We start from the raw sequence: 25046 nt of genomic DNA, 5'->3' as shown, positions 1-25046 counted from the left end.
GGCGGCGTGACCGGGGCACAGAATGAGGCGTGTCCGACCACGAGAGAGCACCGCAGCAGCATTCCACCGGCACTGGCACCGGCACCGTCCGGACCACGGTCCCGGCGCGCCTCGACCGCCTGCCCTGGTCGAGCTGGCACTGGCGCATCGTCATCGGCCTGGGGACCGTCTGGATCCTCGACGGCCTGGAGGTCACCCTCGTCGGCAACATGGCGGAGCGCCTGGCCGAGCCGGGCAGCGGCATCGCCATCACCGCCGCGCAGGTCACCGGCCTCGGGGCGGCCATATACGTCGCCGGGGCCTGCGTCGGGGCGCTCTTCTTCGGCTGGCTGACAGACCGTTTCGGCAGGCGGAAGCTGTTCCTGCTCACGCTGGCCGTCTACCTGGTGGCGACCGCGCTGACGGCCTTCTCGTGGACACCGTGGTTCTTCTTCCTGATGCGCTTCGTCACCGGCCTCGGCATCGGCGGCGAGTACGCGGCCATCAACTCGGCGATCGACGAGCTGATCCCCAGCAAGTTCCGGGGCCGTATCGACATCGTCATCAACGGCAGCTTCTGGATCGGCGCCTTCGCGGGCGCGCTGCTGTCCATGGTCTTCCTGCGCACCGAGAACTTCCCGGTGGACCTCGGCTGGCGCCTCGCGTTCGGCCTCGGCGTCTTCCTGGGCCTGGTCATCCTGCTGGTGCGCCGCCACGTGCCGGAGAGCCCCCGCTGGCTGTTCATCCACGGCCGCGACGAGGAGGCGGAGACGGTCGTCGGCGAGGCCGAGGACGCCGCCCGCGCACGGGGGAGCGGACTGCCCCCGGCCGACCAGGAGATCAGCATCAAGCAGCGGCACTCCATCGGCTTCGTCACCATCGCGAAAACGGTGTTCAGCCGCTACCCGCGCCGCGCGTTCCTGGGCCTCGCGCTCTTCATCGGGCAGGCGTTCCTCTACAACGCGGTGACGTTCGGCTTCGCCACGATCCTGGTGACGTTCTACGACGTCCCCACCGCCGACACCGGCTGGCACTACGCCGTCATCGCGCTGGGCAACTTCTTCGGGCCCCTGCTGCTGAGCCACTTCTTCGACTCGGTCGGCCGCAAGCCGATGATCTCGGGCACCTACATCCTCTCCGGGCTGCTCCTCTTCGTCACCGCCTGGCTCTTCCAGCAGGACGCCCTGTCGGCGAACACGCTCACCGCCTGCTGGACCGTCGCCCTCTTCTTCGCCTCGGCGGGCGCCTCCTCGGCCTACCTCACGGTCAGCGAGGTCTTCCCGATGGAGACGCGCGCGCTGGCCATCGCGTTCTTCTACGCGGTGGGCACGGCGGCGGGCGGCATCAGCGGCCCGCTGCTGTTCGCGTCGCTCACCGAGAGCGGCATCCGCTCCGAGACGACCCTCGCGTTCTGCATCGGCGCCGGGCTGATGGTCGCGGCGGGGCTCGTGGAGGTCTTCCTCGGCGTCAAGGCCGAACGCAGAGGCCTGGAGGACATCGCCACACCGCTCACCGCCGAGCAGGCCGACAGCGCGTCCGCCGGGAGCAGGACCCGCGACTGACACGGCGGGTGCGGGTGGGTGCGACGGGCGTGGTGAGATTTCACGATCCGGCAATGCACGGCAATGGTGCCCACGGCGGTCCCGCGCCAGGATCGACCGCATGACGACCGACGAACGCGACTACGACCGCCTCCGGATGCGCCAGTGGCTCGACGGCGCCGCGCGCGCCGACGGCATCTCCCGGCGCGGCATGCTGCGGCTCCTCACCGCGGCGGGGGTGATCGGCGCCGTGGGCGCGGGCGGCACCGGCACGGCCCACGCCGGCCCGACCGTGCCCGGCATCGTCAAGCCGCTGCCCGACGAGCACTTCGTCATCCGCGGCACCAACGCGGAGAGCCGCTGGTCCGGCCTGCGCGGCACCGGCTTCCACACACCGAACGAACTGTTCTTCGTCCGCAACCACACCACCACGCCCGAACTGGACGCCGCATCGTGGCGGCTGCGGGTGTGGGGGAGCGGACTGCGCGGCGAGGGCGCCGAGTTCAGCCTGCGCGACCTGAAGTCCCTGCCGTCCACCACCCACACGGCGTTCGTCGAGTGCGCGGGCAACGGGCGCAGCTTCTACGCCACCCAGCAGGGCCAGACCGCCTCGGGGACCGCCTGGACCCTCGGCGCGGTCGGCGTCGCCCGCTGGCGCGGCGTCCGCCTCGCGCATGTCCTGCGCCGCGCGGGACTGACCCGGCACGCCGTGGACGTCCAGCCGCGCGGCCTCGACGCCGAGGCCACCGCGTCCGACGGCACGCCGATGGGCCACGTACGCCGCCCGCTGCCGGTCGCCAAGGCACTGGACGACGTCCTGCTCGTCCACGAGATGAACGGCCGCCCCCTGCCGCCCGACCACGGCGCGCCGGTCCGCGTCCTCGTGCCGTCCTGGGTGGGCATCGCCTCGGTCAAGTGGGTCGGCGACATCGAGGTCTCGGCCGAGCCGCTCTACTCGCCCTGGAACACCGACCTCTACCGGCTGTTCGGCCCCGGCTACCCCGAGGGCGGCAGCGCGCCGCTCACGCGGCAGACGCTGAAGAGCGCCTTCGAACTGCCGTGGGACGCCCCGTTCGCCGCCGGGCGCACCCACCACCTGACCGGGCGCTCCTGGTCGGGCGCGGGCACGATCCGCTCGGTCGAGGTCAGCACGGACGGCGGGCAGCGCTGGCACCACGCGCGGCTGCACGACGTGCCGCGCCGCGACAGCTGGGTGCGCTGGTCGCTGCCCTGGACCCCGCGCGCCGCCGGTGCGGCCACCCTGCTGGCCCGCGCCACGGACAGCACGGGCACGCGGCAGCCGGACACCACGCCGTTCAACGAACAGGGCTACCTCTTCAACGGCGTGGTGCGCCACCCGGTCGTGGTCACCGCCTGAACCGCCGGGCGGGGCACGTCAGGAGGCCGCCGGGGTGTAGGCGAGGTGCACCGCGCCGTTCTCGAAGGACTCGCTCGCCGCGAGCGTCAGCGGCGTCCGCGGCGAGCCCTCCGGGAACAGCCGCGGGCCGGTGCCGAGCGCGAGCGGGTAGACGATCAGGTGCAGCTCGTCCACCAGGCCGTCCGCCAGCAGGGCGCGCACCAGGGTGCCGCTGCCGCTGACGTAGATGCCCCCGTCCACGCTGTCCTTGAACCGCCGGATGGCCTCCGGGTCGTAGGCGCCGAGCACCTCCGAGTTCTTCCACTGCGCCGACGCGTCCTCCAGCGTGCCGGAGACGACGTACTTGGGCGTGTCGTTGAAGAACGGCGCGCCCTCGTCGTCCTCGGCGGTGCGGGTCGACCAGGCCGGGGCGAAGCCCTCGAACGTGGTGCGGCCGAGCAGGATGGCGGAGCACGAGGCGGTGACCCCGCCGAGGACCCGGCTCATCCCCTCGGTGAACCCGTAGTCCAGGGTCCACATCGGCGCGTCGATCACTCCGTCGAGGGTGATGAACTCGTGCACCTTGATCGATCCCATGACAGCTCCTCCGCTCCCCGCCCCGTCCGCGGCCTCCCCGCGCCCGCCGGCTTCACGGGTACAGACAGCCGTCCCCGCCGGAACTCATCGCCGTGACGGCGGATCTCTCATGTGATCCAGGTCACATCTGCGCGACGGGCGGCCCGGCGCGGCCGTCACCAGGTGACGGGCAGCTCCACCAGGCCGTTGAGCAGGTGCCCGGTACGCCAGGACAGGCGCTCCTCGGGCACCGCGAGCGTCAGCCGGGGGAAACGCGACACCAGCGCCTCGGTCATCACCCGCAGTTCGAGCCGGGCGAGCTGCGCCCCGACGCAGTAGTGCGGCCCGTGCCCGAAGGCCAGATGCGGCGCGGCGTCGCGGTCGAGGTCGATCCGGTCCGGGTCGGGGAAGACCCCCGGGTCGTGGTTGGCCGCCGCGACCACCGGCACGACCGGCTCCCCGGCCCGCACCAGCACGCCGCCCAGCTCGACGTCCTCCGTCGCGTACCGGGGGAACGAGAAGGCCGACAGCAGCGGCGTGTGCCGCATCACCTCCTCGATGGCCGCCGGGATCAGGTCGGGACGCTCCACCAGCCGCGTGTACCGGCGCGGACCGGCCAGCAGCGCGTGGACCAGCACCGAGAGCTGGTCGGACGTGCTCAGGAAACCGGCGCTCAGCAGATCGGCGGCGACGGCGTACAGCTCGTCCTCCGAGACGCGCCCCTCCTCGTCGCAGGCCCGCACCATCGTGCCGATGATGTCGTCGGACGGCTCGGCACGCCGCCGCGCCACCATCTCCCGCAGGCAGGCGCTGAACTCCTCGAACTTGCGCGCCATCTCGTCGGGCCTCGGCTCGTGGGACAGGATGAGGCGCGCCCAGTCCTCGAAGAGGCCGTGGTTCTCCTCCGGCACGCCCATCAGCGCGCAGAGCACCCCGGGCGGCACGGGCGCGGCGAGCAGGGCCACCAGATCGGCCGGCGGCCCGGCGGCCTCCATCCGGTCGAGGCAGGCCGATGTCAGCTCCGCGATCCTGCCGCGGAGCATCTCCACGCGCCGCGGCGTGAAGTTGCGCCCCACCACCGAGCGCAGCCGCGAGTGCTCCGGCGGGTCGAGCGCGAACAGCCCGCTGACGGCCCTGGCGCCGCTGCGCATCCTGGGCTGCTCCCCGTCCTGCGGCGCGGCGATGCTGAACCGGGCGTCGGACAGCACGGTCCTGACGTCCTGGTAGCCGGTCACGAGCCAGGCGTCGCCGCCGTGCGGCAGGCGCACGCGCGGCAGCGGGCCCCGGCGCAGAGCGGCGTACTCCGGGTTGAGCGCGGGGCCGCTGCTCACCGGGAACGGGCAGGCGGTCTGCTGGGGCGAGGGGGCGGTGGGAGGCATGGGCGTTCTCGGGCCTTTCGACACGGTGGTGACGGCCGGGACGGTCGGGTCACGTCCGTCCCAGCGTGGCGGCACCGCGCCGGTGCGACGGCACTCCGCCGTGAAGATCACCCGATGGAACGAACGGGCGCACGCGCCGCCGCCCCCGCGGCCCGTCACCGCGCACCCGGCCGCTCGTTAGGCCGGATGAGTGGGCGCGTCCCGACCGCGGCATCCGGATGGCGGCCCACCCGGCAGCCCGCACCCGACAGCAGCCCGCGCCCGCCCGCCGCCCGCACCCGGCGGCAGCCGCAGGACGCGGCACGAAAGGCCGAAGTGCTTCAGATTCCCGTCGAAGACCTGGAGATCGCACCCGGGCACGCCCTGGAGTGGAGGGTGGTCACCGCGACGCGCGGCGCCGCCGAGCCCGCGCGCCCGCGCCCGGCCGCCTCGTACATCCAGGAGGACCACTTCGCCGTCGCCCGGATCCTGGACCGCGAGAACGTGCCCTGCCCCTCGTCGGTCGGCGGCTCGTTCGAGATCCGGGGCCCGCTGGACCGCGAGGCGCTCGGCGCGGCGCTGCTGCACTTCCTGCGCCGCCACGAGGTGCTGCGCTGCGTCTTCTCCGTGTCCGGCGACGGGCTGGCGGTGGACGTCCTCGACCCGGAGGAGATCAAGCTGGAGCTGGTGGACGCCGGAACGTTCACCTCGGCCGCCGGTGTCCGCGCGTACGTGCACCGCTTCATGCAGGGCACGGACACCCTGCGCGGCCCCTGGTTCGTGATGGGCGCGGTGGAGCGCGAGGCGTCCACGACGGTGTTCTTCGCGTGCGACCACCTGGTGACCGACGGGGTCTCCACGGCACTCGCCGTCGAGGACATCGCCACGGCGTACGACGCCCTCTCCCACGGCCGCCGGGTCGAACTGCCGGAGACGGGCAGCTATCTCGACTTCGCCGCGCAGGACCGGGCGCGCGGCGGCTCGCTGAGCCCCGACGACGCGCGCCTCGACTACTGGCGGGGCTTCGCCGAGCGGAACGGCGGCATATTCCCCCGGTTCCCGCTCGACCTCGGCGTCGACCCCCACGCGCTCTACCCGGTGGTCAACGAGACGCACGCCCTGCTCACCGGCGCCGCGCCCGACGTCCTGGACGCCCGCTGCCGCGCCGCCGAGGTGAGCCTGTCCGCCGGTGTGCTGGCGGCGATGGCGGTGAGCCTGCACCGGGAGGGCGGCCCGGAGACGTACCGGGGCCTGCTGCCCGTCAGCCGCCGCAACCGGCGGGTCTGGGCGCACAGCATGGGCTGGTACGTGAACACGCTGCCGGTCGAGTTCTCGGTGGCAGGCGCGGCGGCGGGCACGGCGGGCACGGTGGACTTCGCGGGGACGGCCGCCACGGTCCGTTCGGCGCTGTCCGCGATGCTCCAGAGCGTCAACGTCCCCTTCGTCCGGCTGCCCGAGCTGCTGACGCCGGACCGGCCGCGCGACCGCAGCTGGCCGTTCGCCGTCAACTTCTTCTCGTTCATGGACTTCCGGCGGACCCCCGGCGCGGCGCTGCACACGGCGCGCCGGGCGCACGGCCACATCTGGGCGGAGCGCAGCAACGGCGTCTTCCTCTGGTTCCACCGCAACGACGCGGGGCTGTACGTGAACACCGCCTACGCCGACACCCCGCAGGCCCGGCGCACGATGGCGGGACTCGTACGCACGCTGCGGCTGACCGTGGAGAACGTCGTCCGCGACGGGACGCTGTGACGCGTCGCCCCGTCAGCGCGTGAACAGCGCGAGGACGCGCGCCGCGCCGCCGCGCGCGAGCCAGGTGGGCAGGTCCATCAGGCCGGGGTGCAGCTTGCGCAGCGCGGGGATGTCGGCCTGCCACTGGCCGGTCCTGCGGCTCAGCAGGTCCGCCGCCGTCTCCGGCGGGAGGCCGGTCCCCTCCGGCGTGACCTGCCGGTAGGCGAGGGGGCGGCCGATGGCGCGGCCGATCAGCTCGGCCGCGGCGGGCGAGGTCATCTCGTCGCCCGCCAGTTCGAGTGCCTGCCCCGCCCAGGTCTCCGGGTCGGCGAACGCGAGGGCGGCGAACGCGCCGATGTCGTCGGTCGCGATGAGCTGCACCGGGGCCTCGGGGTGGAAGAGGTGGACGAGTTCGTCGCCGGTGATGCCGCCGAACGGCAGGCCGGGGATGGTGTGGTTCTCCATGAAGCGCACCGGCCGCAGCACGGTGGCGGGCACCCCCGTCGCGGCCAGGTGCTGCTCGACACGCCACTTGCTCGCCCAGTACGGGAAGCCGCTGTCGCGGTCGGCGCCGCCTACGGAGGCGAACACGACATGGGCCGCCCCCGCCGCGACGGCGGCGTCCACGATCCGTGTGCCGCGCGCCGTCTCGCGCTCCGGGTCGTGGTCGTCGGGTGTGACGGCGAAGACGCCGTGGACGCCCTCGGCCGCCGCGGCGAGCGCGTCCTCGTCGTCCAGGTCCCCGGTGCGCAGGTCGGCTCCGGCGGCGGCCAGGGCGCGGGCCGCGGGCGCGGCCGGGTCGCGGACGAGGGCGCGGACGGTCCAGCCGCCGCGCAGGAGGTGGGCGGCGGTGGCGCCGCCCTGGCGGCCGGTGGCGCCGGTGACGAGGACGGTACGGCGGGAAGGTGCGGCGTCGCTCATGGCGGACCTCGCTGTCGTGGCTGGGAGCGGCTAAGATGAGGCTGTCCCGAGAAAAATAATGAGACTGTCTCGAATAAGCAAGGTGGGAGTCCGCATGGTGGTCGCCGAGCAGCCGCGCCCGCGCCGGATGCGCGCCGACGCGCGCCGCAACTACGAGCGTCTCCTCGCCGCCGCCGACGCCGCGTTCGCCGCGCAGGGCACCGACGCGTCGCTCGAGGAGATCGCCCGCGCCGCCGGCGTGGCCAACGGCACCCTGTACGGGCACTTCCCGACCCGTCAGGCACTGCTGGAGGCGCTGCTCCGCGACCGGATGGGCGCGCTCGCCGGACGGGCCGGCGAACTCGCCGACGCACCCTCGCCGTCGGAGGGCCTGCGTGACTGGGTGTACGCGGCGGTGGAGCACACGATGCGCTACCGGGGGCTGTCCACCGCCTGCCTGCGGGCGCTGGAGGACGAGACGTCCGAGCTGTACGCGGCCTGCCGTGGCGTCCTCGGCGCCGCTGACCGGCTGGTGGCGCGCGCGAGGGCGTCCGGTGAGGTCAGGGCCGACCTGACGGCTCGTGACGTGTTCACGCTGGTCGGCGCCGTCGCGTGGGCCGGGAGCGAGGCGACGCGCGAGCAGGCCGACCGCCTCCTCGGCATCGCGCTCGACGGCCTGCGGGGCTGACGGCGAACGGTCGTGACGGCCCGGAATCGGCCTGAATATCGGTGACTCCGCGCGCCGCGCGTCACCGGTCCTGATGGTTTGGCGTCCGACCCGAGGTGCGCGTGGGGTCGTGTCGGCGCGTTCCCTGGCCCGGCGGTGGGTGTCCGGGCGCCCTGCCGCGTCCGCCGGGCCCGCGAGCGGCGCCCCGCCGCCGTGGCCGGAACTCGACGTCCGGAGCCCGCCGGGAGGTGTCCAATTCACCCATTTGCGTACCATAAGTATGCGAGCGGCTACGGTAAGTGGAGGAATCCCCCATGCTCCATGGTGTCGATGTATCTGCCCACAACGCGTCCTTCAGCACGGACGGCCTCGACTTCGTCGTCGTGAAGGCGACGGAGGGGCGGTCCTACGTCAGTCCCGAACAGCGGAAACAGGCCGACAAGGCGCGCGACGCGGGCTGCGTCGTCGGCTTCTACCACTTCCTGTGGCCAGGGCACATCGCGTCCCAGGCCGAGTACTTCGTGGACCACTGCGCCGCCGAGGACGGCGACCTCCTCGCCGTCGACTGGGAGACCACGCCCGAGGGCACCTACGCCAGCAACGCCGACAAGGACGACTTCCTCGCCGAGGTGAAGCGGCTGCGGCCCCATCACCGCGTGCTTCTCTACTGCAATCGCGACTTCTGGCTGAACCGTGACAGCACGTCAGAAGCCGGCGACGGACTGTGGATTGCCGATTACCGCACGGCGGGCGAGCCGCGTATCCAGGCGAAGTGGCGTATTCACCAGTACACGAGCGACCCGCTGGACAAGAATGTCGCCGACTTCTCCAGCCGTAAGGCGCTGAAGGACTGGGCGGGTTCCGCCTGAGCAGCGTATTCGCCCGGCGCCTTGCTGCCTGCTCCGGCGGCGGAATCCGACGCCGGAGCAGGCCGGGGCGGAACGTGCCCGTACGGCTGGGGAGTTGCCGCGTCCCGTGAATTCACAGGACAGAGCACGTTCCGTATTCAGGGGGACACCGTTCGCCCGGCCGTGGCCGGTGCGGTAACGGTGGACACACCCTAACCTCTGCCGTGTATGCGACGGCAACATCTTGAGGCTTTTTTGAGAAATCGCGGCCCGCCCTGGTTTAGGGGATGGCGTTTCTCTTTTTCGGAAACGCGAGAGAACACCCCCGCGGATGACGCGTCCGGCGCCGCTCTTCGTCCGCCGGCACGAAACCCGGCGGCGGCGCGGGGCGGTGGGCCGGGCGACACGCACCTCTCCGCCCGGTATATCGGTTGACCGGCGCGCTCAGGCGGTCGCGGACCGCCGCGCGTACAGGTCGCGGACGAACGCCATCTCCGCGCCGTGATGGATCAGTTCGCGGTTCATCCACCAAACGATGTCGAGGATCGGCAGCGTCGGGTCGAGCCCCCCGGGGTAGCCGCAGCGGCCCACGACGTCCAGCTCGCCGTCCGCGAGCCCGGCCAGCGCCGCCCGCCACCGCGCCCAGCCGTCGCGGACGAACGCGAGGCCCGCCCCGGCCGTCGCCGGGTAGCTCACGTCGTCGGGCCCCATCGCGTGGCTGCCCACCGTGTGGTCGGCGCGCAGCACCGCCATCTCGCCCAGGTGCCCGGCGAGTACGGCGATCGTGCGCGTCCGCGGCGCGTCGTCGGGCAGCGGCGCGGGGCGCAGCCGGCCCGCCGCGTCCGGCGCGACGGTGGCGGCGTCCGGCTCGGGCAGCCACCGGTACTCGGCGTCGCCGAGGCCCCGCATGCGGGCGAGCAGCATGTCGAGGGATGTGTCGAGCTGGGCGAGCAGCGGCGCGAGCCGCGGGGACGGCGCGGTCATGCGGACCTCCTGGGGGTCGAGCGGTCCGCGAACGGTACGACGCCCAGCCCCGGCCGCGTACGGCGGGGGCTGGGCGGGGTGTGCCGGTCGGGCGCGGTGTCAGTCGAGGAGTTCGTAGGCGGGCAGCGTCAGGAAGTCGACGTACTCCTCGTCCAGCGCGATGCGCAGCAGCAGTTCGAAGGCGCGCTCCCAGCCGCCGCCGACGAACGCGTCCTCGCCGACCTCGTCCCGCATCTGCACCATCTGGTCGGCGGCGACCTGCCGCACGTACTCGCGGGTGACCTTCTCGCCGTTGTCGAGCGTCACGCCCGCGTCGATCCACTGCCAGATCTGGGAGCGCGAGATCTCCGCCGTGGCGACGTCCTCCATCAGGTTGAACACGGCGACGGCGCCACGGCCCGCCAGCCACGACTGGAGGTAACGCGTCCCGACCTGGATCGCGTTGCACAGCCCGTCGCAGGTCGGCGAGGCGTCGAGGGAGCCGATGTCGAGCAGTTCGGCGGCGGTGACCCGGACGTCCTCGCGCAGCCTGTCCTTCTGGTGCGGCCGGTCGCCCAGCACGGCGTCGAACGACGCGCGCGCCACCTCCACCAGGCCCGGATGCGCGACCCAGGAGCCGTCGAAGCCGTCGCGCGCCTCGCGGTCCTTGTCCGCCCGCACCTTCTCGAACGCCTGCGCGTTCACCTTCGGGTCCTTCGACGGGATGAACGCCGCCATGCCGCCGATCGCGTGCGCGCCGCGCCGGTGGCAGGTGGCGACGAGCAGTTCGGTGTACGCGCGCATGAACGGGGCGGTCATCGTGATGCAGTTGCGGTCCGGCAGGACGTAGCCGGGCCCGGCGTCGCGGAAGTTCTTGATGATCGAGAACAGGTAGTCCCAGCGCCCGGCGTTCAGCCCCGAGGCGTGGTCGCGCAGTTCGTAGAGGATCTCGTCCATCTCGAACGCGGCGGTGATCGTCTCGATGAGCACGGTCGCCCGCACCGTGCCGAAGGGGATGCCCAGCTCGGCCTGCGCGAAGGTGAACACCTCGTTCCACAGCCGCGCCTCCAGGTGCGACTCCAGCTTCGGCAGGTAGAAGTACGGGCCCCTGCCCGACGCGGCCAGCAGCCGCGCGTTGTGGAAGAAGTAGAGGCCGAAGTCCACCAGCGCGCCGGGGAGGGGGCGTCCGTCCACGGTCAGGTGGCGCTCGTCCAGGTGCCAGCCGCGCGGGCGGGTCACGACGGTGGCCAGCTCGTCGTCGGGCTTCAGCGCGTAGCGCTTGCCGCGTTCGTCGGTGAAGTCGATGCGGCGGGCGAAGGCGTCGGTGAGGTTGGCCTGGCCGCCGATGACGTTCTCCCAGGTGGGGGAGGAGGCGTCCTCGAAGTCGGCGAGCCAGACGCGGGCGCCGGAGTTCAGCGCGTTCACCGTCATCTTGCGGTCGGTCGGGCCCGTGATCTCGACGCGGCGGTCCTGGAGCGCGGGCGGGGCGGGGGCGACGCGCCACTCGTCGTCGCGCACGCGGGCGGCCGGGAGGAAGTCGAGGGCGCCGGTGCGCGCGATCTCCGCGCGCCGCTTCCCGCGCAGCTCCAGCAGCTCGTCACGGCGCGGGGTGAACCTGCGGTGCAGCTCGGCGAGGAAGTCCAGGGCGTCCTCGGTGAGGACGTCGTCCTGCCGTGGCAGCTTCCTCGGTGCTTCGACGGTGACGGCTGACATGGGTCGGTCACTCCTTCGGGGCAGACGCTGAATGGATGTTAGTTTCCTCATCATGGAAGATCAATGAGGTCTCCTGGCTCGTCGACGTCGTCGGGCACGGCGATGTCGCCGCACTCCACACGGACGACCGCCGCCTCGCGCGCCGCGAGGTAGGCGCGCGCGCCCCGGTCGCCCCGGGCGGACCGGGCCACGCCCGCGAAGTGCGCGGCGCCGATCAGTACCGGATGCCCGCGCCGCCCGCCGTAAGCCGCCGCGGCGAGGGTGTGTTCCGACCGGTGGGCGGCCAGCACCCTGGCCATCGCGGCGGCGCCGACCCGCGGCTGGTCCACGAGCGCCACGAGCGCGGCGTCCGTGCCCGGCGGCAGCGACGCGAGCCCGGCGCGCAGCGAGGAGCCCATGCCGTCGGCCCAGTCGGGGTTAGGGACGAGGACGCAGCCTGGCAGGTCGGCGCGTTCGGCCACCTCCGCGGCGGCCGCGCCGGTGACCACGTGGACGGGGGCGCATCCCGCGGCGCGCAGCGCGTCGGCCGCGCGCTCCACGAACAGGCGGCCGTCCAGGGACAGCAGCGCCTTCGGACGGCCGCCGAGCCGCCGCCCGCCGCCCGCGGCGAGCAGCAGGCCGGCGATCACGGCCGCGTCCCGTTCCCGTTCCCGTGCCCGTTCCCGTTGCCGGTCATGCCGCCAGCGTAGGCGCGGGAGCGTGCGCGCGGGTCAGCCGCGCCGGGGCACGCCCGCCAGCGCGGTGGCCAGGTCCAGGGCGACCTCGCGCAGCAGCGGCGCCATCCTGGCGGTGGCCTCGTCCGTCACGCGCCCGGCCGGGCCCGAGACGGAGATCGCGGCCGGGGTGGGCGAGCCGGGCACCGTCACGGCGACGCAGCGGACCCCTATCTCCTGCTCGTTGTCGTCCAGCGCGAAGCCGTCCGCGCGGACGGCGCTCAGGGCGTCGAGGAACGCGTCGGGCGTCGTTATCGTCCGGTCCGTCGCGGCCGGCATGCCGGTGCGGGCGAGCAGCGCGCGCACCTCGTCGTCGGGCAGCCCGGCGAGCAGCGCCTTGCCGACGCCGGTGGTGTGCGGCCGCACACGGCGGCCCACCTCGGTGAACATCCGCATCGAGTGCCGCGACGGCACCTGCGCCACGTAGACCACGTCGTCGCCGTCGAGCAGCGCCATGTTCGCCGTCTCGCCGGTCTCGTCCACCAGCCGCGCCAGGTGGGGGCGCGCCCAGGTGGCCAGGGGGCGCGCGGCGCTTTCGCCGAGGCGGATGAGGCGCGGACCGAGCGCGTACCTGCGGTTGGGCTGCTGCCTGACGTAGCCGCAGGCGACCAGGGTGCGCATGAGGCGGTGGATCGTCGGCAGCGGCAGTCCGCTGCTCGTGGCGAGTTCGCTCAGCCCCGTCTCGCCACCGGCGTCGGCCATGTGCTCCAGGAGGGCGAAGGCGCGTTCCAGTGATTGCACCCCGCCACTGGCGGAGGACCTGCGCACGTCGGTGGGCGGCACGTCGCGTTACCTCATTCGGTAGGAGCGGACGTGGCGCAGCCTACCCGCCCTTGACGAGGCGCCCCCGCCCCCGGAGGATCGCTTCAACAAACCGTTGACCACCGGCGCGCGCCCGTGGTGAAGGGAGGCCCGGTGCCCCGTCCCGGAGGACCCGCCGGCGCCGCCGCGCCCGCCGCCCGCCCGCCCGACCTGGTGCTCCGCTCGCGACGGGTCGTCACCCCTGGCGGCGTACGGGCGGCCTGCGTCGCCGTCACCGGCGGCCGGATCGACGCCGTGCTCCCGCACGACACGCCGCCCCCGCCGGGCACCCGCTTCGTGGACTACGGCGACGCGGCGGTCCTGCCCGGCCTGGTGGACACCCACGTGCACATCAACGACCCGGGCCGCACCGCGTGGGAGGGCTTCGCGACGGCGACGCGCGCCGCGGCCGCCGGGGGCGTCACGACCGTCGTGGACATGCCGCTGAACAGCGTCCCGCCCACCACCACCCCCGCCCACCTCGACGTGAAGCGCCGCGCCGCGCGCGCCCGGGTCCACACCGACGTCGGCTTCTGGGGCGGCGCCGTGCCGGACAACACGGCCGAGCTGCGGGCCCTGCACGACGCGGGGGTCTTCGGCTTCAAGTGCTTCCTGTCGCCGTCGGGCGTCGAGGAGTTCCCCGAGCTGTCGCCGGACGACCTCGCCCGCGTGATGGCGGAGACCGCCGCGTTCGGCGGGCTGCTGATTGTCCACGCCGAGGACCCCGCCCGGCTCGCCGAGGCGCCCGCCCCGGACGGCAGCCGCCGGTACGCCGACTTCCTCGCCTCACGCCCCGACGCCGCCGAGTACGACGCGATCGCCCGCCTCGTCGAACTGGCCGCCGGGCTCGGCGCCCGCGTCCACGTCCTCCACCTCTCCTCCGCCCGCGCCCTGCCGCTGCTGGCCGCCGCGCGGGCGTCGGGCGTACGCGTCACGGCCGAGACCTGCCCGCACTTCCTGACCCTCACGGCCGAGGAAGTCCCCGACGGCGCGACCGAGTTCAAGTGCTGCCCGCCCATCAGGGACGCCGCCAACCAGGACGCGCTGTGGGCCGGGCTCGCGGACGGCACGATCGACTGCGTCGTCTCCGACCACTCGCCGTGCACGGCCGACCTGAAGGTCCCCGACTTCGGCGCCGCCTGGGGCGGCATCGCGTCGCTCCAGCTCGGCCTGCCCGCCGTCTGGACGGCGGCACGCGCCCGCGGCCACGGCCTGGCCGACGTCGCCCGCTGGATGGCGGCGGCACCCGCGGCGCTCGCCGGGCTCGACGGCCGCAAGGGCGCCATCGCGCCCGGCCACGACGCCGACTTCGCCGTGCTCGAACCGGACGAGCGGTTCACCGTGGACCCGGCGGCGCTCCACCACCGCAACCCGGTCACCGCCTACGCGGGCCTGACCCTGTCCGGCGTGGTCGCCGCCACCTGGCTGCGCGGCCGGCTCGTCGCCGAACGCGGCCGGGTCACCGGACCCGTCGGCGACCTGATCGGAAGGACGACCCGATGAGCACCGACGCCCACCCCCACGCCGCCCCCGGGGGCATCGGCGGCTTCACCGGCCAGGCGGACCCGTACCGGGGCGGCGACCCGTACGCCGACTACCGCGCGCCCGACCCGGCGGCGCTCCCGTTCACCGCGCTGCCCGACCTCGCCGACCGCCGCCTCGGCGGCTCGGTGGTGGCCGCGAGCGACGAGTTCTTCGCCGAACGCGAGAACCTCCTCCTGCCGCACCCCGCCCGCTTCGACCCGCTCGCGTTCGGCCACAAGGGCAAGGTCATGGACGGCTGGGAGACGCGCCGCCGCCGCGGCACCGGCCCCGGCACCCCGCTGCCCGCCTCCGACGACCACGACTGGGCCCTGATCCGGCTCGGCGTGCCGGGCGTCGTCCGCGGACTCGTCGTGGACACCGCCCACTTCCGGGGCAACCACCCGGCCGCCGTCCGCGTCGAGGCGTCGGCGGACCCGGACGACCCGGGCGGCTGGACCGAGCTGCTGCCCCGTACGCCGGTCGGCGGGCACGCGGCCAACGCGTTCGCCGTCACGGCCGCCCCGCGCCGCGTCACGCACCTGCGGCTCAGCCAGTTCCCGGACGGCGGGGTCGCGCGGCTGCGCGCGTACGGTGAGGCGGTGCCCGACCCGGCGTGGCTCGCGGCGCTCGGCACGTTCGACCTCGCCGCGCTCGAACACGGCGGGCTCGCCGAGGACGCCTCCGACCGCTTCTACTCGCCTCCCGTCCACACCACCCACCCGGGCCGCGCCCGCGCCATGGACGAGGGCTGGGAGACGCGCCGCCGCCGCGAGCCGGGCAACGACTGGCTCGCCTACCGCCTCGCCGCGCAGGGCGTCGTCCGCGCCGTCGAGATCGACACGGGCACCTACAAGGGGAACGCGCCCGGCTGGGCGTCCCTGTCGGTCCGCGACGCGGAGGGGCCTGAACCGGACGTCTGGCACGAGATCCTCCCGCCGACCGCGCTGCTCCCCGACTGCCTGCACCGGCTCACGCTCCCCGCCCCCGCGCCCCCGGCGACCCACGCGCGCCTGGACGTGCTCCCCGACGGCGGCATCGCCCGCCTGCGGCTCCACGGCACCCCGACCGCCGCCGGGATGGCGCGGCTGACGGAGCATCACGCCGCTCTGAGCGCCTGGGGGTGATCCCCGGACTGCGCGACCGGTGAAGCGGCCTTGCGCGAGGCAAGGCGACGACCCGTTCGAGCGCTGGGCTATGTTCATGGCGCAAGTGTTCGATGGAGAACGGGTTTTCATGACTGACTTCGAGGACCGGCTGGTGGCCGTGTTCGCCGAGTTGCACTCGACCGGCGGAATCACTGTGGACGACGCGGACGAGGGCTCCCTCGCCACGTGGCTCACGGGACCTGACCAGGCGTTCGAGGTGATCCGGAAGGTCGCGGGCGTCCGCCTCGCCCCGCTCATGGCCGGCAACTTCCACCGGTACGACGAACTGCGCTGCTACTGGCGGGGAGCCGGTGAGGACGCATCCATCGGCGGCGAGTTCTGGCTCACGCACCTGGTGAACGTCTGCGTGGGCAGCGTCCCCGACGGGCCGCCCGACGCCGCGTGGCCTGCCGGGGCATGGCCGCCCGAGGGCCCCGACCGCTGGTACCTGTGCAACGTCTCCGAGGTGTTCGGCCCGGAAGAGCGAGAGCTCGTCGTCCACGCGTTCGATTCGCAAGGCAAGGTGGGGATCGGCGCGCTCGCCGGTTTCGCCCGCGGCGACGACGGGTTCACCACCGTCGACGGTACGGCCGGGCACCCTGAGATCTGGTTCTCCGTCAACACGGACGGGACCCTTGTCCGGCTCGACATCACCTATCCCGAGTACCTGGACGCGCTGCTGCTGACCCGGGGCCTGTTCGGCTGGCAGTACCTCTACGCCGATCCGCGCGACCCCGGCTTCGGCTTCTACCGCCCGAAGCTGGGACCGGGCCTCGACTTCCTGGAGCGGACATTCCCCCAGGACGACTTCTCCGGGCTGCGGGCCAGATGGAACGCCCATCTTCGCGCGCGTGACGCATAGCCGTCCCGTACCGCCGGTCCGGACGCGCGCAAACCTCCAGGGCGGGGCGATCCGTGACGGGTCGCGCGGTGGCCGTGGGGGGAAGCGGTAAAGGCCGCCGCGTGGTGTGAACGGTGCGGAAACATCCGCGGGGCACCGTTGACGGGCCGTCCGCTACGCGCGTCATCCTTGTGTCATGGGCATGAACTCCCGCGCGGGACGCGCACGGATCGGCGCCCTGGGCGCCCTGCTCTCGACCGTCCTGCTCACCGGCCAGGCCACGGCGACGGCCGCACCCCCGCCCGTCCCCGCCGTCGCCGTCGAGGCGGCCGGCTTCGGCGACATCTGCTGGACCGACCTCCCCTCCCAGGCCCACGACACCCTCGACCTCATCGCGCGCGGCGGCCCGTTCCCGTATCCCCAGGACGGCGGGACCTTCCACAACCGCGAAGGACTGCTCCCCGCCCAGCCCACGGGCTACTACGCCGAGTACACCGTCGAGACGCCCGGCAGCAGCACCCGCGGCGCCCGGCGCATCGTCACCGGCGAGGCGTACGAGGAGGACTACTACACGGCGGACCACTACGCGTCGTTCGACCTCGTCGACCACGGCTGCTGACCCCCCGCCGCTTTCCGCCCCGTCCCCCCACAGGCGCCGGGACCGTTCCCCCACACGGTCCCGGCGCCGCCCCCCGCCTCGGGGCAGGGGAGAATGGCCGGAATGCCGCTGTTGACCCGCATGCGACCCCCCGCCCTAGCATGAGCCCGGTTCCGCTCCCGTACCGAGGACAGACGAAGGGGTGGGGGATGACCACCGAGACCGTCACCGATCTGGGCGCGCTGGGGGAGCGGTTCGACCGCGACCCGTACCCGTTCCTCGCGGCGCTGCGCGAGCGCGGCCCCGTGCACCGGGTCCGCACGCCGGAGGGCTACGAGGTGTGGCTCGTCGTCGGCCACGAGGAGGCGCGCGCCGCCCTCGCCGACGCGCGCCTGAGCAAGATGTACCCGCCGCCAGGACCGGCGGGGCGGCCCTTCGAGGTGTCGCCCGCGCCCCACATGCTGGTCTTCGACCCGCCGGACCACACGCGGCTGCGGCGCCTGGTCGTCCGCGAGTTCACGCCCCGGCGGATCGCCGGGATGGCCGGGCGCGTCCAGGAGATCACCGACGGGCTGCTCGACCGGATGCTCGCCGCGCCGGGGCGCCGCGCCGACCTGGTGGACGGCCTGTCGGTCCCGCTGCCCATCACCGTCATCTGCGAACTGCTCGGCGTGCCCTTCTTCGACCAGGACACGTTCCGCGACTGGACCGCGCGGCTGTTCAGCCTCAGGCCCCCGGAGGAGAAGCGCGCGGCGCGCGAGGAGATGACCGCGTACATCGAGTCGCTCCTCGCCGCCAAGCGCGAACGGCCGGGGGACGACCTGATGAGCGCCCTCCTGCACACCGCCGACGAGGACGGCGACCGCCTCTCCGGGCCCGAACTCACCGGCATGGCCTGGCTGCTGCTGATCGCGGGGCACGAGACGACCGTCAACCTGATCAGCAACGGCGTCCTCGCCCTCCTGCGCCACCCCGACCAGCTCGCCGCCCTGCGCGCCGACCCGTCCCTCGTCGACAACGCGGTGGAGGAGATGCTGCGGTACGACGCGCCCGTCTCGACCGGCACCATGCGGTTCGCCACCGAGCCGGTCGACATCGCGGGCACGCGGGTGGAACGGGGCGACGCCGTGCTCGCGGGCATCGCCGACGCCGACCGCGACCCGGCGCGCTTCCCCGGCGGCGACCGCTTCGACGTGCGCCGCGAGACGGGCGGGCACCTCGCGTTCGGGCACGGCATCCACTACTGCCTCGGTGCCCCGCTGGCCCGTCTGGAGGCGAGGACGGCGATCAGGACGCTGCTCGGGCGGGCGCCGGACCTCGCGCTCGACGCCGAACCGGGCGGCTGGCGCCCGGGGATGCTGTTCCACGGCCCGCTGAACCTGCCCGTGCGCTGGTGACGGCGGACCGGCCCGCGTTCCTCCGGCTCACGTTCCCCCGGCGCTGACCAGCCCCGTCTCGTACGCGACGACGACGGCCTGCGCGCGGTCGCGCAGCCCCAGCTTGGCGAGGATGCGCGCGACATGGGTCTTCACGGTCGCCTCGGCCAGGTGGAGGCGGGCGGCGAGTTCGGCGTTGCTCAGGCCCCTGGCCAGCAGGCCGAGGACCTCCAGTTCGCGCGGGGTGAGCGAGGCGAGGTCGCGGTGGAGCGCGGCGGTGTCGCCGCCTGACCGGGCGAACCGCTGCACGAGGCGGCGGGTGATGGCGGGCGCGAGGAGGGCGTCGCCCGTGCGGACGGTGCGGACGGCGGCGGTCAGCTGCTCGGGCGTGACGTCCTTCAGCAGGAAGCCGCTCGCCCCGGCGGACAGCGCCGCGTACACGTACCGGTCCAGGTCGAAGGTGGTGAGGATGATGACGCGGGGCCTGCCGGGCGCGCCGTCGAGGATGCGGCGGGTGGCCTCCAGGCCGTCGGTGCCCGGCATCCGCACGTCCATCAGCACGACGTCGGGGCGCGTGCGGCGCACCGCCGCGACCGCCTCGTCCCCGTCGGTCGCCTCGGCGACGACGTCGATGCCGTCGGCGCCGAGGATCAGCCGGAATCCGGTGCGGACCAGGGTCTGGTCGTCGGCCACCACCACGCGCAGCGGCTCGGTCACGGTGCCTCCAGGGGGATCAGGGCCTCCACGCGGAAGCCGCCGGTCAGGCGCCGGCCGGTCGTCAGGTTCCCGCCGTGGACGGCGAGGCGTTCGCGCAGGCCGATCAGGCCACGGCCGCTGCCGCCCGCCGCGCCGGGACGCCCGCCCGTGTCGGTGACCTCGACGCGGAGCCGTTCCGCGCCGTACGCGACGGTCACGGCGGCGGAGGCGCCCGACGCGTGCTTCACGGTGTTGGTCAGCGCCTCCTGGACGACGCGGTAGGCGGCCAGTTCGAGCCCCGGCGGGAGGGGGCGGCGCGTGCCCGTCACGGTCAGCCCGACGGGCAGCCCGGCGTCCCGTACGCGTCCGACCAGCGCCGCCAGCTGGTCGAGGCCCGGCTGGGGCGCCAGGTCCGCGCCGCCGTCCGGCGCGTCCGCGTCACCGTTCTCGTCCGCCATGGTGAGCAGCCCCATGACATGGCGCAGTTCGGTCATCGCCGCGCGCCCGCCCGCCTCGACGGCGAGCAGCGCCTCGCCCGCGCGCTCCGGCGCGGTCCGCAGGATCGTGCGCGCCGCGCCCGCCTGGATGATCATCACGCTGACGTTGTGCGTGACGACGTCGTGCAGCTCGCGGGCGATCCTGGCCCGCTCGTGCTCGACGGCGCGGCGCAGCGCCTCGGCCTGCTCGCGTTCCAGGGCGTCGAGCCGGACGCGGCCCGCGGCGGTCCGCAGCTTCCAGGTGCGCAGGCCGACGGCGGCCACGGCCATCGGGATCAGGATCAGCAGCGCGATGTACTCGTTGGGCACGACCGGGTCCGCCGGGCTCCCCGAGGTGCCGACGAGGAGGACCGCCGCGGGCAGCGCCGCCAGCGCCGCCACCCGGTAGGGGCTGTACACGGCGGCGCTGTAGACGGCGATCACGAACGCGTAGAACGTCAGCCGCATGACGCTCTGCGGTGTCGCCAGCGTCGCGGCCGTGACGACGCACAGCACGGCGAGCGGGTAGCGGCGGCGCAGCGCCAGGGCACCCGAGGCGGTGACCGCGAGGGTCACCATGAGGGCCAGGCCGCCGGTGCCCGACGGGCGGACGCTGAGGTACTCCACGCCGGGCGCGATCTCACGCCGCACGATGTTGTCGGCGTTGTCGATGCCGTAGTGGACGGTGGCGGCGCCGAGCACCAGCGCCACCAGCGCGTCGGACAGCCAGGCGCGCCGCGTCGGCCGCGGCGGCGGACCGCTCGGCCGCCCGGCGTCGCGGACCGCCCGGCGGACGGCCTCCCGCAGCCGCCCGGGAGTCGTACGTACGTGCGTCACCGGCTCATTGTCGCCGCCGCGCGGAACGCCGGAATCCGCCTCCGTGGCCATTCCCGCCGCACCGGATACATCAGCCGCCTACACCCCGGGGATGACGCCACCGCCGCTCGTCCCGGCGCGGTACGGCAAAGGGTCCGGCCGGGGGACGCCCGCGCGACGGGCCCGCTCCTAGCGTTCGGGCAGTCAACCGCCCTGAGGCAAGGAGCACTTCATGACCACGCCGGTGATCGAACTGCGCGAGGTGAGCCGCCGCTACGACGACGGCCCGCCCGCCCTGGACGGCGTCTCGCTGACCGTCCGGCCGGGCGAGGCGGTCGCGGTACTCGGCCCCTCGGGCAGCGGCAAGTCCACGCTGCTCAACCTCGTCGCGGGCCTCGACCGCCCCGACACGGGCACCGTCACCGTGGCCGGGACGCGGGTGGACCGGCTCGGCGAGGCGGGGGCCGCGCTGCACCGCCGGGCGACGATCGGCATGGTCTTCCAGTTCTTCCACCTGCTGGACGACCTGACCGTCACCGAGAACGTCGTCCTGCCCGCCCGCCTCGCCGGCACCGGACGCGCCGAGGCCGGCCGCCGCGCCGCCGAACTCCTGGGCCTGCTGGGCATCGACCGCCACGCCCGCGCGTACCCCGGGCGGCTGTCCGGCGGCGAACGGCAGCGCGTCGCCGTGGCCCGCGCCCTGGTGAACCGCCCCGCGCTGCTCCTGGCCGACGAACCGACCGGCGCCCTGGACACGGCCGCCGGAGAGGACGTCGGGCGGCTGCTCACCGCCCTCAACGCCGAGGGCCAGACCCTCGTCGTGGTCACCCACGACCTGTCGCTCGCCCGCTCCTGCACCCGCCGCACGGTCAGCATCGCCGACGGCCGGATCACCGGCGACGCACCGTCGTCGGCCCTCACCCCGGCGGCCGTCCGTTGAGCGCGCCCGGCAGGGTGGTGCGCGCCGGGGTGGCGCGCCGCCGCGTGCAGACGCTGGTCGTCGGGCTCGCGACGATGATGGCGGTGGCCGCCGCCGTCCTCGGCGGATCGCTGCTCGCGGTCTCGGCCGCGCCGTTCGACGACGCGTTCGCCGCGCAGCGCGGCGCGCACCTGTCCGTGCGGTTCGACGCGGACGAGGCGGACGCCGCACGGCTGGCGGAGTCCGCGCGCGCCGAGGGGGTGAGCGGCGCGGCCGGGCCGTTCCGTACGGCGACGCTCACCCCGGGCCCGGACGCGGCGGGCCCCGGGTGGCCGGTGACCGTGGCGGGCAGGGACGAGCCCGGCGGGGACGTGGACGAGCTGGCGCTGCTCGACGGGCGGTGGCCCGCGCGGCCCGGCGAGATCGCGCTGTCCGCCGACGCCCCGCTCTTCCCTGACCTGGGCGCGCGGGTCACCTTCCCCGACCTGCTGGGCAGCCCGGCGCTGACGATCGTCGGCGTGGCCCGTTCCGTCACGCGGACCGCCGACGCGTGGGTCGTCCCGGCGCAGATGCCCGCGCTCACCGCGCCCGGCAGCGGCGGCTACCAGATGCTCTACCGCTTCACCGACGCGGGCACCGCCGCGCAGGTCGCGGCGGGCGGCGACGCCGTGGCCGCGTCGCTGCCGCCGGGAGCGGCCGTCGGCGAGCAGTCGTGGCTCACCGTCAGGGCGGAGGCCGAACGGGAGACGGCGGCGTACGTCCCGTTCCTCACCGCGTTCGGCGCCCTCGGCCTGGCCATGGCGGTGCTCGTCACGGGGAACGTGGTCGCCTCGGCCGTCGGCACGGGGACGCGCCGCATCGGCGTGCTCAAGGCCGTCGGCTTCACGCCCGCCCAGGTCGTGCGCGCCTACGTCGGCCAGGCCCTGGTCCCGGCCACCGCGGGAACCGTCCTCGGCGTCCTCGCCGGCCACCTGCTGGCCGTCCCCGTCCTGGCCGAGGCGGGCGAGGTCTACGGCACCTCGAACCCGGCCGTCGCCCCGTGGGTGGACGCCGCCGTGGCCGCCGGGGTGCTCGGCCTGGTCGCGGCGACGGCCTGGGCGAGCGCCGCACGGGCCGGGCGGCTGCGCACGGTCGACGCGCTCGCCGTCGGGCGTACCGCCGGGGCGGGGCGCGGCCGGTGGGCGGCCCGGTGGGCGGGGCGGCTGCCGCTGCCGCTGCCGGTCGTCCTGGGCCTGGCGCGGCCCTTCGCCCGGCCCGCCCGCGCGCTGGCCATGGGCGCGGCGGTCCTGTCCGGCACGGTCGCCGTCACGTTCACGGTGGGGATGGCCGCCTCGCTCGGCGAGGTGATGGAGGCCAGGGCCCACGACGCGGCCGACGTCACCGTCCCGGCGGCGCCGCCCGCCCTCGGGCCGGACGGCCTCCGCCCCGCGGCGCAACCCGATCCAGCCGCCGTCGCCGCCGCCGTCGAGGGACGTGCCGGGACCGGGAGGTACTACAGCGCGGCGAGCCTGCGGGCCACCGTGTCCGGCCTGACCGGCACCGTCGACGTGACCGCGTTCACCGGCGACGCCTCCTGGGGCGGCTGGACGATGGTCGCGGGCCGCTGGATCGACGGGCCGGGCGAGGCCGTGGTCCCATCCGGCTTCCTCACCGCGACCGGCACCCGCACCGGCGACACCGTCACCCTGGAGGGCCTGGCCGAGCCGGTCACGGTCCGGATCGTCGGCGAGGTGCTCGACCCGCGCAACGACGGCATGCGGGTCTTCACCGACGCCGCGACCCTCGCCGCCGCACATCCCGACCCGACGGAGACGAGCCACCACATCGCGCTCACGCCGGGCACCGACGTGGCCGGGTACGTCGCGGCGCTGAACGACGACCTCGCGCCGCTCGGGGCCACCGCCCGGGCGGGGGGCGACGGGGGCGGCGGCTCCATGGTCGCGACGCTCGACGCGCTGTCCGCGGTCCTCACGCTGATGCTCGTCGCCGTCGCCGCGCTCGGCGTGCTGAACGGCGTGCTGCTCGACACGCGCGAACGGGTCCGGGAGCTGGGCGTCCAGAAGGCGCTCGGCATGACCCCCCGGCAGACCGTCACGACGGTCATCACCTCCGTCGCCGTGACCGGGCTGGCCGCGGGCGCCGTGGGCGTGCCGCTCGGTGTGGCGCTGCACGGCCGGGTCATCCCCGCGATGGGGGACAGCGTGGGACTGCGCCTGCCCGGCTCGGTCGTCGACGTCTACCACGGCGCCGAACTGCTGCCGCTGGCGCTCGGCGGCCTGGTCATCGCCGTCCTGGGCGCGCTCCTGCCCGCCGCCTGGGCCGCCAGGACGCGGACGGCCACGGCACTGCGCACCGAGTAGGCCCTGGCGTCCCGGCTCGGACACCGGCCGCGGAGCAGCGGGGTGATCAGGCGCTCGCCCTGTCGGGCGGGGTCCGGCGCCGGCGCTCACCGGTCGGGGCGGCTCGGTTCATGCCGGGCCCGGCTCGCGTACGGCGGGGCTCGGCACGCTGAGCACCTCGGCGGCCTCAGCGTTGTCAGCTGGTGTGCGGGGGTTCTCGGACGGCGTTGAGGCAGCGGGTGGCCTGGGCGTGCAGGGCCTCGGTGAGTTCCGGTGGGCCGTGGGTGAGGGTGAAGTCGGCGTCCACGGAGGTGATCATCCAGACCAGGGCAGGGATCGTGTCGGCGCCGAGGCGCAGGAGGCAGGTGTGCGGGCCGACGGCCTCTAGGACGCCCATGCCGGGCCAGAGGCGCTCGGCGATGGCGTCGGCGGGCTCGTGGAGGGTGACGGTGGCCTGGTAGGGCCAGGTCTGCCAGGAGAGCTGGTGGGAGAGGTAGGTGGCGGGGTCGTCGTAGGGCAGGGGGCGGGGCGCGAAGCGGGGGCCGGTGGGGGTGCGCGGGGTGAGGCGGTCGACGCGGAAGGTGCGCCAGTCGTCGCGGTCGGTGTCGTAGGCGATCAGGTACCAGTGCCGGTGGAAGCTGACCAGGTGGTGTGGCTCTGCGTCGCGGCCGCTGGCGCCGGTGTGCGGGCTGGTGTAGTCGAAGCGCAGGCGTTCGCGGCGGCGGCAGGCCTCGGCCAGGGTCATCAGGACGTCGGGGTCGACGGCGGGCCCTGTCGCCGCGACGTGGGCGGTGGCCGACTGGAGGGTGTTCACGCGGTGGCGCAGCCGGGCGGGCAGGATCTGTTCGAGTTTGGCCAGTGCGCGCAGCGCGGTCTCCTCGATCCCGGCGACCGAACTGCCCGCGGTGGTGCGCAGCCCCACCGCGACGGCGATGGCCTCGTCGTCCTCCAGGAGCAGGGGAGGCATCGCGGCCCCGGCGCCGAGGCGGTATCCGGCCGATCCCTGCAGGGCCTGTACCGGGTAGCCGAGTTCGCGCAGCCGGTCGATGTCGCGGCGGACGGTGCGGGCACTGACGCCGAGCCGGTCGGCGAGAGCGCTGCCCGTATGGTCGTGGCCGGCTTGCAGGAGGGAAAGCAGCTTCAGCAGCCGCGCGGAGGTGTTCAGCATG

Annotated in this window: 22 protein-coding genes; 12 read left to right on the top strand and 10 right to left on the bottom strand. The window is 74.5% G+C overall.

What is annotated here, in order from left to right:
* Positions 1-29: 29 nt before the first annotated feature.
* On the top strand, positions 30-1541 hold the full coding sequence (locus tag ACIBPC_RS16285; RefSeq protein ID WP_398844988.1) for an MFS transporter: 1512 nt from the start codon (positions 30-32) through the stop codon (positions 1539-1541).
* A 100-nt stretch (positions 1542-1641) separates the two neighbouring features.
* Positions 1642-2898, top strand: coding sequence for a sulfite oxidase (locus tag ACIBPC_RS16280; RefSeq protein ID WP_398844985.1), 1257 nt, complete (start codon positions 1642-1644; stop codon positions 2896-2898).
* 18 nt (positions 2899-2916) lie between these two features.
* Here ACIBPC_RS16280 and ACIBPC_RS16275 read toward each other — a convergent pair whose 3' ends face one another.
* Positions 2917-3474, bottom strand: a complete 558-nt coding sequence (locus tag ACIBPC_RS16275; RefSeq protein WP_362967578.1) for a dihydrofolate reductase family protein — start codon at positions 3472-3474, stop codon at positions 2917-2919.
* Positions 3475-3629: 155 nt separating this feature from the next.
* Positions 3630-4832 carry a cytochrome P450 gene (locus ACIBPC_RS16270; protein ID WP_398844980.1) on the bottom strand — a complete coding sequence of 401 codons (1203 nt, stop codon included), beginning with the start codon at positions 4830-4832 and terminating at the stop codon, positions 3630-3632.
* Between the two features lie 315 nt (positions 4833-5147).
* Between ACIBPC_RS16270 and ACIBPC_RS16265 the strand changes: the two genes are divergently transcribed.
* On the top strand, positions 5148-6563 hold the full coding sequence (locus ACIBPC_RS16265) for a condensation domain-containing protein (RefSeq protein WP_398844977.1): 1416 nt from the start codon (positions 5148-5150) through the stop codon (positions 6561-6563).
* A gap of 12 nt (positions 6564-6575) precedes the next feature.
* On the opposite strand, the gene ACIBPC_RS16260 is transcribed toward ACIBPC_RS16265, so the two are convergent.
* Positions 6576-7463, bottom strand: a complete 888-nt coding sequence (locus ACIBPC_RS16260; protein WP_398844974.1) for an NmrA family NAD(P)-binding protein — start codon at positions 7461-7463, stop codon at positions 6576-6578.
* A gap of 94 nt (positions 7464-7557) precedes the next feature.
* On the opposite strand from ACIBPC_RS16260, the gene ACIBPC_RS16255 reads away from it, so the two are divergent.
* Together ACIBPC_RS16255 and ACIBPC_RS16250 are read left to right on the top strand one after the other, a co-directional pair.
* Positions 7558-8130 (top strand): TetR/AcrR family transcriptional regulator, encoded by a 573-nt coding sequence (locus tag ACIBPC_RS16255; protein ID WP_398844971.1) that lies wholly within the window; start codon positions 7558-7560, stop codon positions 8128-8130.
* 293 nt (positions 8131-8423) lie between these two features.
* Complete coding sequence (locus ACIBPC_RS16250; RefSeq protein ID WP_362967568.1) at positions 8424-8978, top strand: glycoside hydrolase family 25 protein; 555 nt, start codon at positions 8424-8426, stop codon at positions 8976-8978.
* Positions 8979-9401: 423 nt separating this feature from the next.
* Here the strand turns inward: ACIBPC_RS16250 and ACIBPC_RS16245 are convergent, their stop codons facing one another.
* From ACIBPC_RS16245 to ACIBPC_RS16230, 4 genes are all read right to left on the bottom strand, one after another.
* Positions 9402-9941, bottom strand: a complete 540-nt coding sequence (locus tag ACIBPC_RS16245; protein WP_398844969.1) for a DinB family protein — start codon at positions 9939-9941, stop codon at positions 9402-9404.
* 99 nt (positions 9942-10040) lie between these two features.
* Entirely contained in the window at positions 10041-11633 is a 1593-nt protein-coding gene (gene aceB / locus ACIBPC_RS16240) for a malate synthase A (RefSeq protein WP_398844967.1), read from the bottom strand.
* Positions 11634-11683: 50 nt separating this feature from the next.
* Positions 11684-12262, bottom strand: a complete 579-nt coding sequence (locus ACIBPC_RS16235; protein WP_398844964.1) for an NTP transferase domain-containing protein — start codon at positions 12260-12262, stop codon at positions 11684-11686.
* Positions 12263-12343: 81 nt separating this feature from the next.
* Positions 12344-13129 (bottom strand): IclR family transcriptional regulator, encoded by a 786-nt coding sequence (locus tag ACIBPC_RS16230; RefSeq protein WP_362967560.1) that lies wholly within the window; start codon positions 13127-13129, stop codon positions 12344-12346.
* A 132-nt stretch (positions 13130-13261) separates the two neighbouring features.
* Here ACIBPC_RS16230 and allB point away from each other — a divergent pair, with 132 nt between their 5' ends.
* The 5 genes from allB (at position 13262) to ACIBPC_RS16205 (ending at position 18652) form a co-directional block, all read left to right on the top strand.
* Positions 13262-14650 (top strand): allantoinase AllB, encoded by a 1389-nt coding sequence (allB, locus tag ACIBPC_RS16225; protein ID WP_398844960.1) that lies wholly within the window; start codon positions 13262-13264, stop codon positions 14648-14650.
* Positions 14647-15795 carry an allantoicase gene (gene alc, locus ACIBPC_RS16220; RefSeq protein WP_398844958.1) on the top strand — a complete coding sequence of 383 codons (1149 nt, stop codon included), beginning with the start codon at positions 14647-14649 and terminating at the stop codon, positions 15793-15795. The genes allB and alc overlap by 4 nt, the downstream gene beginning before the upstream one ends.
* Positions 15796-15904: 109 nt before the next feature.
* Positions 15905-16678: a hypothetical protein gene (locus tag ACIBPC_RS16215; RefSeq protein ID WP_398844955.1), complete on the top strand. Its 774-nt coding sequence runs from the start codon at positions 15905-15907 to the stop codon at positions 16676-16678.
* 175 nt (positions 16679-16853) lie between these two features.
* Positions 16854-17276, top strand: coding sequence for a ribonuclease domain-containing protein (locus ACIBPC_RS16210; RefSeq protein WP_398844952.1), 423 nt, complete (start codon positions 16854-16856; stop codon positions 17274-17276).
* 188 nt (positions 17277-17464) lie between these two features.
* Positions 17465-18652 carry a cytochrome P450 gene (locus ACIBPC_RS16205; RefSeq protein WP_398844950.1) on the top strand — a complete coding sequence of 396 codons (1188 nt, stop codon included), beginning with the start codon at positions 17465-17467 and terminating at the stop codon, positions 18650-18652.
* Between the two features lie 27 nt (positions 18653-18679).
* On the opposite strand, the gene ACIBPC_RS16200 is transcribed toward ACIBPC_RS16205, so the two are convergent.
* Both ACIBPC_RS16200 and ACIBPC_RS16195 read right to left on the bottom strand, forming a co-directional pair.
* Positions 18680-19348 (bottom strand): response regulator transcription factor, encoded by a 669-nt coding sequence (locus ACIBPC_RS16200; protein WP_362967548.1) that lies wholly within the window; start codon positions 19346-19348, stop codon positions 18680-18682.
* Positions 19345-20640, bottom strand: a complete 1296-nt coding sequence (locus ACIBPC_RS16195) for a sensor histidine kinase (RefSeq protein ID WP_398844947.1) — start codon at positions 20638-20640, stop codon at positions 19345-19347. Before ACIBPC_RS16195 ends, ACIBPC_RS16200 begins: the two co-directional genes overlap by 4 nt.
* A gap of 211 nt (positions 20641-20851) precedes the next feature.
* Here ACIBPC_RS16195 and ACIBPC_RS16190 point away from each other — a divergent pair, with 211 nt between their 5' ends.
* Both ACIBPC_RS16190 and ACIBPC_RS16185 read left to right on the top strand, forming a co-directional pair.
* Positions 20852-21559 (top strand): ABC transporter ATP-binding protein, encoded by a 708-nt coding sequence (locus tag ACIBPC_RS16190; protein ID WP_398844945.1) that lies wholly within the window; start codon positions 20852-20854, stop codon positions 21557-21559.
* Positions 21560-21603: 44 nt separating this feature from the next.
* Positions 21604-23898, top strand: a complete 2295-nt coding sequence (locus ACIBPC_RS16185) for an FtsX-like permease family protein (RefSeq protein ID WP_398845618.1) — start codon at positions 21604-21606, stop codon at positions 23896-23898.
* A 175-nt stretch (positions 23899-24073) separates the two neighbouring features.
* On the opposite strand, the gene ACIBPC_RS16180 is transcribed toward ACIBPC_RS16185, so the two are convergent.
* A complete protein-coding gene (locus tag ACIBPC_RS16180; protein WP_398844943.1) occupies positions 24074-25045 on the bottom strand; it encodes a helix-turn-helix transcriptional regulator in 972 nt (323 codons plus the stop codon).
* Position 25046 lies beyond the last annotated feature (1 nt).

This window comes from Streptomyces sp. NPDC049879, from assembly GCF_044461265.1.
Classification (GTDB): domain Bacteria; phylum Actinomycetota; class Actinomycetes; order Streptomycetales; family Streptomycetaceae; genus Streptomyces.
This window is presented reverse-complemented; position numbering and strand designations above follow the sequence as displayed.